At 65.1% G+C, this 12,825-nt stretch carries 9 protein-coding genes and 1 pseudogene; all 10 read left to right on the top strand.

What is annotated here, in order from left to right; genetic code table 11:
- The coding region (locus ASC95_RS08920; protein ID WP_162250742.1) for a tryptophan 7-halogenase at nt 1–381 on the top strand (381 nt) is incomplete at its 5' end.
- Nucleotides 382–573: 192 nt separating this feature from the next.
- Nucleotides 574–1,950, top strand: coding sequence for a glycoside hydrolase family 43 protein (locus ASC95_RS08915; RefSeq protein WP_200960112.1), 1,377 nt, complete (start codon nt 574–576; stop codon nt 1,948–1,950).
- Nucleotides 1,951–1,992: 42 nt separating this feature from the next.
- Nucleotides 1,993–4,077: a glycoside hydrolase 43 family protein gene (locus ASC95_RS08910; RefSeq protein WP_082567640.1), complete on the top strand. Its 2,085-nt coding sequence runs from the start codon at nt 1,993–1,995 to the stop codon at nt 4,075–4,077.
- Nucleotides 4,078–4,149: 72 nt separating this feature from the next.
- Nucleotides 4,150–5,757, top strand: a complete 1,608-nt coding sequence (locus ASC95_RS31350) for a glycoside hydrolase family 43 protein (RefSeq protein ID WP_235537842.1) — start codon at nt 4,150–4,152, stop codon at nt 5,755–5,757.
- Nucleotides 5,758–5,813: 56 nt separating this feature from the next.
- Complete coding sequence (locus ASC95_RS08900) at nt 5,814–6,854, top strand: glycoside hydrolase 43 family protein (RefSeq protein ID WP_057297394.1); 1,041 nt, start codon at nt 5,814–5,816, stop codon at nt 6,852–6,854.
- 56 nt (nt 6,855–6,910) lie between these two features.
- Entirely contained in the window at nt 6,911–7,579 is a 669-nt protein-coding gene (locus tag ASC95_RS32470; protein ID WP_369820600.1) for a hypothetical protein, read from the top strand.
- A gap of 35 nt (nt 7,580–7,614) precedes the next feature.
- Complete coding sequence (locus tag ASC95_RS08890) at nt 7,615–9,276, top strand: glycoside hydrolase 43 family protein (protein WP_082567639.1); 1,662 nt, start codon at nt 7,615–7,617, stop codon at nt 9,274–9,276.
- A 63-nt stretch (nt 9,277–9,339) separates the two neighbouring features.
- Nucleotides 9,340–11,001: a glycoside hydrolase 43 family protein gene (locus ASC95_RS08885; protein ID WP_082567638.1), complete on the top strand. Its 1,662-nt coding sequence runs from the start codon at nt 9,340–9,342 to the stop codon at nt 10,999–11,001.
- Between the two features lie 58 nt (nt 11,002–11,059).
- Nucleotides 11,060–11,509: pseudogene (locus ASC95_RS31800) on the top strand (alpha-N-arabinofuranosidase); the annotation flags it as partial.
- A gap of 238 nt (nt 11,510–11,747) precedes the next feature.
- Nucleotides 11,748–12,821 carry an alpha-L-arabinofuranosidase C-terminal domain-containing protein gene (locus ASC95_RS29850; RefSeq protein WP_235537840.1) on the top strand — a complete coding sequence of 358 codons (1,074 nt, stop codon included), beginning with the start codon at nt 11,748–11,750 and terminating at the stop codon, nt 12,819–12,821.
- The last annotated feature ends 4 nt before the right edge of the window (nt 12,822–12,825 follow it).

Below are 12,825 nucleotides of genomic sequence, written 5' to 3'. Positions count from 1 at the left end.
CTGTTCAACGACGGCGCGGCGCGCCGCTTCGCACGCATCCGCGACTTCATCATCCTGCACTACTGCCTGACCCGCCGCCGCGACAGCGAGCTATGGCGCCATGTGTCATCGATGGAGTTGCCCGAAACCCTGGCCTTCCGGATGGAACTGTGGCGTCGCTACGGCGTGCTGCATGAATACGACGAGGAGGGGTTCGATGCCACCAGTTGGCTCGCCATCCACGCCGGCATGGACCATTGGCCCGAGCGCAACGATCCGGTCTTCGCGGAGATCGCGCCGGAACGGGCATTGGCGGCGCTGGACCAGCGTCGCAAAGCCATCGAAGCCTCGGTGGCGCGCATGCCGCAGCACCATCACATGCTGCTCAAGATGCTGGGCTGATCCCTGGCTCGTCTTGAGCTCATGCGATCACAAGAAGAATTGTCTGCACGCCTGCTGGCGTCAGCTCGAACTGATCAACCTGAAAGGTGAAGCGCCATGCGGCATGGGTCGAAATCGCCCGTAGTTTTCTCAGCGGATGGCCGTTTCGCCGCCCCGCATCGTTCCGAATCGAGGTTCCCCATGATTGCGCGCGTGCTTGCGCTCCTGGCGCTTGTCCAGGCCTGCGTCTGGCCGCAGCCGAGCCAGGCTGAGAACCCCGTCGTACAGACCAGCTTCACCGCCGATCCGGCACCGCTCGTGCACAAGGGCGTTGTCTACCTTTACACCGGGCAGGACGAGGACGAAGCGCGTGACTTCAAGATGCGCAACTGGCGGCTCTACACGTCGACCGACATGTCGAACTGGACCGACAAGGGCGTCGTGGCGTCGTTGGCCACCTTCCCCTGGGCGGTGCAGGACAACGATGCCTGGGCTTCCCAGGTGGTCGAGCGCGATGGCAAGTTCTACCTCTATGCGTCGGTGAGTGTGCAGGGCTGGCCCAAGAGCGTGATTGCCGTCGCCGTTGCCGACCGGCCCGAAGGCCCCTTCAAGGATGCCTTGGGCAAGCCGTTGATCGACAAGGCCAACGGCTACTTCGATCCCACGGTCTTTGTCGATGACGACGGTCAGGCCTATATGTATTGGGGCAATCCCCATCTTTGGTACGTCAAGCTGAACAAGGACATGATTTCCTACTCGGGCGAGATCAAGCAGATCGACTCCAAGCCGGGCAACTACCAGGAAGGTCCCTGGTTCTACAAGCGCCAGGGCAAGTACTACATGGCCTACGCGTCGAGTTGCTGCCCCGAAGGCATTGGCTACGCCATGAGCGACAAGCCCACCGGCCCCTGGGTCTACAAGGGCGACATCATGGACCACAACGCCAACTCGACCGGCAACCACCCGGGCATCATCGACTACATGGGTGGGTCCTACCTGTTCGGGTTCAACTACCGGCTGAACTTCGCCGACACGCCCATCCATCGCGAACGCCGCTCGGTCACCGTGACCCGGTTCGACTACAACGCGGACGGCACCATCAACATGCTCCCCTGGTGGGACAACGTCGGCGTCGCTCCGCTCAAACCCTTGTCGCCCTACGAACGCGTGGAGGCCGAGACCATGGCCTGGACGTCCCGCGTGAAGCGGGATCGGGATCGCCCGTTCGACTGGGCGCCTGGCATCAAGACCGCGCGTAGTGACAAGGCCGGCATGTATGTCACGCGCATCACCGATCTCAGCTACATCAAGGTCAACGGCGTCGACTTTGGCAGCAAGGGCGCATCACGCTTCGTCGCCAACCTGGCCAGCGAAATGGACGGCGGCAAGATCGAGTTGCGGCTCGACAGCGTCGAAGGCCCGCATCTCGGCACCCTGACGGTGGCCCGCACCGGCGGCCGGGATCAGTGGCAGCAGCAAAGCGTGCCCGTCTCGGGCGCCACGGGCGTGCACGACCTCTACCTCATCTTCAGGGGTCAAGGCGAGCCGACGATGTTTGAGTTCGATCACTGGCGCTTCGAGCGCAAGTAGAGCCTGCGACCCTGAAGCCGCCCCTGATCCAAGCGATAAAGAATGAACAAGATTTCCATCGCCGCAGCGGTGTCATGCATCGTCTTGACGCTGATGCCCTGCGCGGCGCCGGCATCTGCGTTGAAGGGTGGGGCGCAAGCAGTGAGCGCGCCAAAAGGCATGTCGACCGCGACCTGGACCCCGGACAACGGCAACGGCACCTTCACCAATCCCTTGTTCTATGACGAGTTCTCAGATCCGGACCTGATCCGCGTCGGCGACTGGTTCTACCTGACCGGCACCACCATGCACACCATGCCGGGCGTGCCGATCCTGCGCTCGAAGGACCTGGTCAACTGGGAGTTCGTGGCCTATGCCATGGACAAGCTCGACCTCGGCCCGGCCTACCGGCTGGAGGACGGCAAGCACATCTACGGCCAAGGCATCTGGGCGCCGTCCTTCCGCTACCACGCAGGCAAGTTCTACATCTTCGCCAACGTCAACGGCCAGGCGACCCAGATGTTCACGGCCACCGATCCGAAGGGGCCGTGGACGCGTACGCCGATGAAGCGTGGCTTCCACGACCTGTCCGTCCTGTTCGATGACGACGGCAAGGCCTATGTGGTCTGGGATCACCAGACGATGCGTCTGGCCCAACTGACGGACGACCTGACCGACATCGTGCCGGGCACCGAGCGCGTCTTGTTCAGCAAAGACGCCGGCATGGGCGAGGGCGCGCACTTCTACAAGATCGACGGCAAGTACTACATCATCAGCGCCAACTACGCCGGTGGCTTTCGCATGCCGGCGGCACGGGCGGATCATGTGCTGGGGCCCTACGAGGTCCATCAGGCGATCAGCTTGCACGAGGACTTCGGCATGGCGTCCAGCAAGCGCCTGGGCAGCCCCAAGCCGCCGTTCGAGACCTGGGGCCCCGACCCCGCCGCCAAGCACAGCCTGGCTTTGCATCAGGGCGGCATCGTCCAGACGCCGGCGGGCGAGTGGTGGGGCTTTTCGATGATGGATTTCAATTCCGTCGGTCGCCTGCTCAGCCTGTCTCCCATTACCTGGAAGGACGGCTGGCCCTATTTCGGACTGCCGGGCAACCTGACGCGCACGCCGCGAACCTGGGTGAAGCCCAAGACCACCACAGCGCAGGCGGTGCGCGTGCCTTTTCAGCGCAGCGACGACTTCTCGGCGCCGCAGCTCCAACCCCTGTGGCAGTGGAACCATGTCCCGGTCGACGACAAGTGGTCGTTGTCGGAGCGGCCCGGTTTCCTGCGGCTGCATGCTCTGCCGGCGCCTTCGTTCTACGAAGCGCGCAACACGCTGACCCAGCGGGCCATCGGGCCGATGTCCACGCCGACCGTCCTGCTTGATGCGTCGAACCTGAAGCCCGGCGACACGGCCGGCCTGGGCCTGCTCAATCTCCCGTATGCAACGTTGGGCGTCGAAAAACTCGCCGACGAGCTCAACGTCGTCTTCCACGACCAACGCCTGGACCAGCGTGCGCGGGTGAAGCTGACCGGCACGCGCATCTGGCTTCGGGCCGACTGCGACTTCCTCACCGAACGAGCGCGCTTCAGCTATTCGGTCGACGGCAAGACGTTCACCCCGATCGGCAACGAGGTCGTGCTGCTCTACCAGACGTTCACCTTCCAGGGCGTTCGCTATGGATTGTTCAACTACAACACGACCGGCGCCGAGGGCGGCTTTGCCGATTTCGACAGCATCGACGTCCATCAGCCGCATACCCGCGGCCTGATGCGGCCGATTCCCTATGGCCGGTCGATCCGGCTGGCGTCGTTTCAAGCGACGAGCGGACTGACGGACAGCGCTGGGCGCCTGGCTTCGGGTATCCCGACGCGTTTCGAGGTCGTCGACCGCCGCTTGGGCCGCGTCGCTTTGTGCTCGGGCCGACGCTATGTCACGGTGGGTGAAGACGGCGCAGTGACGCTGGTGGCGGGGCAGCCCGGGACGGCGCAAAGTTTCCAATGGATCGAAACCCCGACGGGCGAACTGGTGCTGATGTCATTGGCCACGAACCGCTTCCTGCGCATCGATCCGCAGACCGGGGACATCCGGGCCGACAGCCCCGGCCCCATGCCGGACAACAGCGACGGCGCGCGCTTTATCTGGTCGCAGTAAGAAAGCGCGGCACCGGCGAATCATCCGGGGTTAGGCCTTGCCACTCCGGGAAACACCCGCAACACAAACCTATTGAAGGTCCACCTGGTCATGCGCCTCTTCAACCGATTCCATTGCATCGCCCTCTGCGGGGCCGCCCTTGCCAGCGGCGCCGCGCCGGCCGCGGAGCCGCCGCCCGGCGCGAATCCCGTGCTGCGCGACCGCTTCACCGCCGACCCCGCGCCGCTGGTCGTGGGCGATACGGTCTACCTCTACGTCGGCCGTGACGAGGCCAAGGGCAACGACTTCTTCCTCATGAAGGAGTGGCTGGCCTATTCGTCCAAGGACCTGCGCCACTGGACCGCGCACGGCGCCTTCATGAAGCCCACCGACTTCAAATGGGCCACGGGCGACGCCTGGGCTGCGCAGGTGGTGCAGCGCAATGGCCGCTTCTACTTCTACGCCACCGTGCAACACAACGACACGCAGCCGGGCAAGGCCATCGGCGTGGCGGTGGCCGACAACCCACTGGGCCCGTTCAAGGATGCGCGCGGCTCGGCGCTGATCACCGATGCCACGACGCCGGCCCCCTACGGCTGGAACGACATCGACCCCACCGTCTTCATCGATGACGACGGCACCGCCTGGCTGGCCTGGGGCAACCCGGTGCTCTACCTGGCCAAGCTCAAAGCCAACATGACCGAGCTGGACGGCCCGATCGAGAAAATCGCGCTGCCCAATTACACCGAGGGGCCGTGGCTGTCCAAGCGCAAGGGGCTCTACTACATGACCTACGCGTCCATGGCGCACCAGGGTCTCGCCGAGCACCTGTCCTATGCCACTGCGCCCAGCCCGCGCGGGCCCTGGACCTACCAGGGCGTGCTGACCGGCACGGCCAAGAACAGCTACACCATCCACGCGGGCCTTATCGACGACTTCAAGAGCCAGTCCTACCTGGTCTATCACAACGGCGCGCTGACCCTGCCCGACGGAGAGACGGGCGCCGGCGCCCGCCGCTCCGTCACGATGGAGTACCTCTACTACGACGCCGACGGCCGCATGTGGCCCGTCACGCAAACCGTGGCCGGCATCAGCACACCGCCCAAGCCGCCCACCGGCAAGGTGCCCGCGCTGCCCGACCCGGGCCGCTCCGACCCGCGCGTGGCCGTCCAGCAGTTCGCCCAAGGCTATCCCGAAACCTGGCCGGGCAGCCCGGCGCTGGCCTCGGTCGCCCGGCCTTTCGAGCAGGCCCCGGAACCCGTGGGCTTCCACCGCGACGGCGGCGGCGCCAGCCGCATGGTGCAGACCTTCGTGCCGCGCGACGACATCGCGCTGGGCCGGCTCAGCCTGTACGCCGGCGACGGCCACGGCACGGACGCCACGCACTCGCTGCGGCTTTCACTGCGTGACGTGGAGGCCGGCACCGAACTGCTCGGCGCCGGCGACGGCCTGGCCATCGCCTACCGGCCGCAAGGCGCCGGGCTGCTGAGCTTTGACTTCAGCGCCCATCCGCCGGTCGTGCTGAAGTCTGGTCGCCGCTATGCGCTGGCGCTTCAGGGCGAGAAGGACGCGCTGACGATCAACCTGCGCGCCAGCCGCAGTGACGTCTATGCCGACGGCGAGGCCAGCCTGGACGACCGGCCGTTGAAGGACCGGGAGGGCCGCCCCGCTGACTTCGCGTTCGCGCTCTACGCGCGCTAGTTCCGCGCAGTCATCAGCTTCGCAGCAACGACATGCCCCAACACCCTGTCCGCCTCATGAACCGCCCGATCCTTTTCCTGATGGCCCTCGTGGCCGCCTGCGTCACACCTGAAGTCATTGCGGCGGAACGGGCGGCACAGGCGCTTCAGGCGGCTCCTGCCCACAACCCCTTGATCTGGGCCGACGTCCCGGACATCGCCATCCTCCGTGTCGGCAAGACCTACTACATGAGCAGCACGACGATGCACATGAGCCCAGGCCTGCCGATCATGAAGTCGACGGACCTGGTGAACTGGAGCATGGCCTCCTACGGCTATCAGACGCTCGCCGACAACGAAGCCCTGCGCCTGGAAAACGGCAAGAACGCCTACGGTGCCGGCTCCTGGGCCAGCAGCCTGCGCTACCACGACGGCGTGTTCTATGCCTCGACGTTTGCCGCCACGAGCGGACGCACCCACATCTACACCACGCGCGATCCGGAGCGCGGCCCGTGGAAGGAGACAAGCTTCGAGCCTGCACTGCATGACCACAGCCTGTTCTTCGACGACGACGGCCGCGTCTACATGGCCTGGGGCTGCAATCGCATCACGCTCACCGAGCTCAAACCCGATCTCACCGGCGCCAAGCCCGGCGGCGTGAACAAGGTCATCGTCGAACACGTCAACGCCGTCTTCGGTGCCGACCAGGGCGGGCTGTGCGGCGAGGGCTCGCAGCTGTCCAAGGTCAACGGTCGCTACTACCTCTTCAACATCGCCTCGCCGGGCAGCCGATGGGCTCGCACCGTCATCGTCCACCGCGCCGACACCATCGACGGCCCCTACGAGGGCCGCATCGCGCTCGATGACCGCGGCATCGCCCAGGGCGGCCTCATCGACACCCCGGAAGGCAAGTGGTACGCCTATCTGTTCAAGGACAACGGCGCCGTCGGTCGCATTCCCTACCTCGTGCCGGTGACCTGGAAGGACGGCTGGCCCGTGCTCGGCAAAGACGGCAAGGTGGCCATGACGCTGGACATCCCCGCCGGCGCACAGGGCGTTTCCGGCGTCTCGGGCATCGTCGCCTCCGACGAATTCGACCGCCAGCCTGGTAACAGGTAGCGGCAGCACGCCAAACCCNTGGCTGGCCCGTGCTCGGCAAAGACGGCAAGGTGGCCATGACGCTGGACATCCCCGCCGGCGCACAGGGCGTTTCCGGCGTCTCGGGCATCGTCGCCTCCGACGAATTCGACCGCCAGCCTGGTGACCCCGCCCTGCCGCTGGCCTGGCAATGGAATCACAACCCCGAGCCGCGTGACTGGTCGCTCACCAAGCGCCCGGGCTACCTGAGCTTGACCACCAGCCGAATCGTTGCCTCGCTGCTCGAGGCCCGAAACACCCTCACGCAGCGCACCTTTGGCCCGCGCAGTTCAGCCACCACCAGCATCGACGTGAGCGGCATGAAAGATGGCGACTGGGCCGGCCTGACCGCGCTCCAGAAGCACTATGGTTTTGTCGGCGTCAGGATGAGCGACGGCGCCAAGTCCCTCGTCATGGTGAGCGCCGATGCCGACAAGCCGGAGGAGATCGCCTCCGTGCCGCTCACTGGCAAGACCGTTCACCTCAAGGTCGACTGCGACTTCGAGTCTGCGCCTGAGCTCGCCCGCTTCTCCTACAGCCTGGACGGCAAATCGTGGACCCCCATCGGTCGTCCCTCGCGCATGGCCTACACCATCCCGCACTTCATGGGCTACCGCTACGGCCTCTTCTATTACTCGACCAAGACCGCTGGCGGTCGTGTGGATTTCGACTACTACCGGATCGAGCCAGGCGGTGGCTCGCGCTGACCCCTCAACAACCTATTGACGCTTCACATCCAGCCATGCGCCCTTCCAGACTCCTGCACACCATCGCCTTTTGCTGCGCTGCGCTCACTGGCGGAACCGCGCTTGCCGCAGAACCGTCGCTCGGTGCCAACCCGGCGCAGCGCGACGGCTCCAGCGCCCTTGCGGCGGTACAGACGAAGCTTGCCCACAACCCCTTCATCTGGGCCGACGTCCCGGACATGTCGATGATCCGCGTAGGGAAAAGCTACTACATGAGCAGCACGACGATGCACATGAGCCCGGGTCTCCCGATCATGAAGTCGGAGGATCTGGTCAACTGGCGCTTGGTCTCCTACGCCCATGAAGCCCTCGTTGACAACGAGGCTATGCGCCTCGAGAACGGCAAAGACGCCTACAGCAAAGGCTCCTGGGCCAGCAGCCTGCGTTATCACAACGGCGTGTTCTACGCCTCGACTTTCTCCTACACCAGCGGACGCACCCACATCTACACCACGCGCGATCCGGAGCGCGACCCGTGGAAAGAGACGAATTTCGAACCCTTGCTGCATGACAACAGCCTGCTCTTCGATGACGACGGTCGCGTTTACATGGTTTACGGGGGCGGTCGCATCACGCTCGTCGAGCTGAAACCCGATCTCTCCGGCATCAAGCCCGGCGGCTTGAACAAGGTTCTCATCGAAAACGTCAACACCATCTTCGGCTCCGATCTGGGCGGGCTCAACGGCGAGGGTTCGCAACTTTTCAAGATCAACGGCCGCTATTACCTCTTCAACATCGCCTCGCCCAAGAGCCGCTGGGCGCCCAGCGTCATCGTCCACCGTGCCGACCGCATCGACGGGCCGTACGAGGGTCGCATCGCGCTGGATGACCGCGGTATCGCCCAGGGTGGCCTCGTCGACACCCCGGACGGCAAATGGTTTGCGTATCTCTTCAAAGGCGACGGCGCCGTCGGTCGCATTCCCTACCTCGTGCCAGTGACCTGGAAGGACGGCTGGCCGGTGCTCGGCGAAAACGGCAAAGTGCCCATGACGCTCGACATTGCCGCCGGCGGGCAGGGCGCCTCTGGTGCGTCCGGCATCGTCGCCTCCGACGAGTTCGACCGCCGGCCTGGCGACCCCGCCCTGCCTCTCGCCTGGCAATGGAATCACAACCCTCGCCCCGATGACTGGTCGCTCACCAAGCGCCCGGGCTACCTGAGCCTGTCCACCAGCCGGATCGTCGCCACGCTGCCCGAGGCCACGAACACGCTCACGCAGCGCACCTTCGGCCCGAGCAGTTCCGCCACCACCCGCATCGACGTGAGCGGCATGAAGGACGGCGACTGGGCCGGCCTGACCGTGTTTCAGAAACAGTATGGTTTTGTGGGCGTCAAGATGAGCGGCGGCGCCGGATCTCTCGTCATGGTGAGCGCCGATTCCGACAAGCCGGAGGAAATCGCCTCCGTTCCCCTGTCTGGCAAGACCGTTCACCTCAAGGTCGACGCCGAGTTCCATCCCGCGCCTGAGTTCGCCCGCTTCTCCTACAGCCTCGACGGCAAATCCTGGACGCCCATCGGCCGTCCCTCGCGCCTGACCTATTCCTACCCGACGCACTTCATAGGTAATCGCTTCGGCCTCTTCTATTTCTCGACCAAGACGGCGGGCGGCCGTGTGGACTTTGACTACTACCGGATCGAGCCAGGCGCCGGCTCGCGCTGACCTGCGCCAGCTCTGGCCCTAGAGAACGGGCACCGTTCTCCTATTGACGCTTCACATCCAGCCATGCGCCTTGTCAGCTTCCTGCACCCCGTCGCCCTTTGCTGGGCCGTGCTCACCGGCGCAACCGCGCTGGCCGCAGAACCATCGTCCGGTGCCAACCCCGCGCTGCGCGACGGCTCCAGCGCCCTTGCGCCGGCACAGCCGAATCGTGCCCACAACCCGCTCATCTGGGCCGACGTCCCGGACATAGCCATCATCCGTGTCGGCAAGACCTACTACATGAGCAGCACGACGATGCACATGAGTCCGGGGCTGCCGATCATGAAGTCGACGGACCTCGTCAACTGGCGCATGGCCTCGTACGCCTACGAGACCCTTGGCGACAACGACGCCCTGCGCCTTGAAAACGGCAAGAACGCCTACGGTGAAGGCTCCTGGGCCAGCAGCCTGCGTTATCACAACGGCGTGTTCCACGCGTCAACGTTCTCGGCCAATACCGGGCGCACCCACATCTACACCACACGCGAACCGGAACGYGGCCCGTGGAAAGAGATCAGCTTCGAGCCATCGCTGGGGGACCACAGCCTGTTCTTCGATGACGACGGTCGCGTCTACATGGTTTACGGCGGCGGTCGCATCATGCTCACCGAGATGAAACCCGATCTCTCCGGCATCAAGCCCGGCGGCGTGAACAAGGTCATCGTCGAAAACGTCAACGGCCTCTTCGGCGCCGACCAGGGCGGGCTCAAGGGCGAGGGCTCGCAGCTTTTCAAGGCCAACGGTCGCTACTACCTCTTCAACATTGCCTCACCCGGCAGCCGTTGGGCGCGCACCGTCACCGTCCACCGCGCCGACGCCATCGACGGCCCTTACGAGGGTCGCATCGCGCTCGACGATCGCGGCATCGCCCAGGGCGGTCTCATCGACACCCCGGAAGGCAAGTGGTACGCCTATGTCTTCAAGGACAACGCCGCCGTCGGCCGCATCCCCTACCTCGTGCCCGTGGCCTGGAAGGACGGCTGGCCCGTGCTCGGTGAAAACGGCAAGGTTCCCATGACGCTGGACATCCCCGCCGGCGCGCAGGGCGTCTCCGGCGTCTCGGGCATCGTCGCCTCCGACGAATTCGACCGCCAGCCCGGTGACCCCGCCCTGCCGCTGGCCTGGCAATGGAATCACAACCCGAAGCCCCATGACTGGTCGCTTACCAAGCGGCCGGGCTACCTGAGCCTCACCACCAGCCGGGTCGTTCCCACGCTGCTCGAGGCCCCGAACACGCTCACCCAGCGCACCTTTGGCCCGAGCAGTTCGGCCACCACCCGCATCGACGTGAGCGGCATGAAGGACGGCGATTGGGCCGGCTTGTCCGCCTTCCAGCGGCAGTACGGTTTCGTGGGCGTCAGGATGGCCAATGGCGTCCGTTCCGTCGTCATGGTGAGCGCCGAAACGGACAAGCCCGAAGAACTCGCCTCCGTTCCCCTTTCGGGCAATACCGTTCATCTGAGGGTCGACTGCGACTTCGAGCCCGCGCCTGAACTCGCCCGCTTCTCCTACAGCCTCGACGGCAAATCCTGGACCCCCATCGGTCGTCCCTCTCGCCTGAAGTACACCTTCCCGCACTTCATGGGTTATCGCTTCGGCCTCTTCTATTACTCGACCAAGACGGCCGGCGGCCGTGTCGACTTTGACTACTACCGGGTCGGGCAAGGGGCGGCAGACCGTCGCTGACCAGGCGCGACCACGTTCCGCCTTCCTCCACTTGCGCCCACTTGAATAGACAACCCCTGTGAACTCCATCAAACACGGCCTCGCCGTCCTCGGCCTGATCGCGGCACCGGCTTTCGCCGCCAACCCGGTCAGCATCCACATCGACGCCGGCAAGCCCGGCCCCGTCATCAGCAAGTACGTGTACGGCCAGTTCGCTGAACACCTCGGCACTGGTGTCTACGAAGGCATGTGGGTCGGCACGAAGTCGAACATCCCCAACACCCGCGGCTGGCGCAACGACGTCGTCGGCGCGCTCAAGGAACTGCACGTGCCGCTGGTGCGCTGGCCGGGCGGCTGCTTCGCCGACACCTACCACTGGCGCGACGGTATCGGCCCGCAGGACAAGCGACCGAGCAACGTCTGGGGCAGCCACGTCGAGGAGATCAATGCCGTCGGCACCCACGAGTTCTTCGACCTGATCGACATGCTGGGCGCCGACGCCTACGTCAACGGCAACGTCGGYACCGGCAGCGTGCAGGAGATGGCCGACTGGGTKCAGTACATGACTGCGGAAGGCGGCTCGCCGCTGGCCCGGCTGCGCGCCCAGAACGGGCGCGAAAAGCCGTTCAAGGTCGCCTTCTTCGGTGTCGGCAACGAGTTGTGGGGTTGCGGTGGCAACATGAAGCCCGACTATGATGGGCGCTGGCTGCTNCGGCCGATTTCACGCTGTCAGACGCCAACATTGCCGAGGTGCAGCAGCGCAGGAGATGGCCGACTGGGTGCAGTACATGACTGCGGAAGGCGGCTCGCCGCTGGCCCGGCTGCGCGCCCAGAACGGGCGCGAAAAGCCGTTCAAGGTCGCCTTCTTCGGTGTCGGCAACGAGTTGTGGGGTTGCGGTGGCAACATGAAGCCCGACTACTACGCGAGCCTGTACAGCAATTACGAGCATTTCCTGTGGGCGCCCGAGAAGTCGCGGCCGAAGATGATCGCCAGCGGCGGCAGCGGCTTCGACACCGCCTGGACCCAGGCGCTGAGCAAGGARCTCAAGGGCCGCACCATCGGCATCACCGTCCACCAGTACACCGTCCCGACCGGCAACTGGGASGTCAAGGGCAAGGACCTCGGCTTCAAGGAARGCGAGTGGATCTCGACCCTGGCCAACACCWTGAAGATGGACCAGCTCGTCAAGGACCACGTGGCCGTGCTGGACAAGAACGACCCCGACAAGAAGATCGGGCTGATGGTCGACGAGTGGGGCACCTGGTATGACGAAGTGAACCCCAGAGGCGGGCTGTTCCAGCAGAACTCCCTGCGCGACGCGCTCGTGGCGGCGCTGAACTTCCACATCTTCCATGAGCACGCCGAGCGAGTCACCCTGACCACCATCGCCCAGATGGTCAACGTGCTGCAGGCGATGGTCCTGACSGACAAGGAAAAGATGGTCCTGACGCCGACCTACTACGCCTTCCAGATGTACGTGCCGTTCCAGGATGCCAAGTCGCTGCCGCTGGCGATCAAGGACAACACCCGCTACACGCTGGGCMCCACGACCATTCCGGGCGTGAGCGCTTCGGCGGCACGCGCCAAGGACGGCAAGCTCTACCTGTCGCTGGTCAACACCGATCCGAACCAGGCGGTCGATATCGCCGTCGACGTCGCCGGCACAAAGGTCAAGGGTGCGGCCGGCAAGGTGCTGACCTCGGCCGCGATGGACGCGCACAACACSTTCCAGGATCCGCAGGTCATCAAGCCGGCAGCGTTCAGCGCGCGTGCCGCGGGCGGCAAGCTGTCGATCAAGGTGCCTGCCAAGGCGGTGCTGGTGGTCGCGTTGGAGGAGTGAACGC

Origin of the sequence: Pelomonas sp. Root1217, from assembly GCF_001425705.1 — a bacterium.
GTDB lineage: Bacteria > Pseudomonadota > Gammaproteobacteria > Burkholderiales > Burkholderiaceae_C > Pelomonas.
This window is presented reverse-complemented; position numbering and strand designations above follow the sequence as displayed.

Coding starts and splice junctions, on each gene's coding strand:
- ASC95_RS08910 (WP_082567640.1), top strand. CDS start 1,993: ATGAACAAGATTTCCATCGCCGCAGCGGTGTCATGCATCGTCTTGACG.
- ASC95_RS08900 (WP_057297394.1), top strand. CDS start 5,814: ATGAACCGCCCGATCCTTTTCCTGATGGCCCTCGTGGCCGCCTGCGTC.
- ASC95_RS32470 (WP_369820600.1), top strand. CDS start 6,911: ATGACGCTGGACATCCCCGCCGGCGCACAGGGCGTTTCCGGCGTCTCG.
- ASC95_RS08890 (WP_082567639.1), top strand. CDS start 7,615: ATGCGCCCTTCCAGACTCCTGCACACCATCGCCTTTTGCTGCGCTGCG.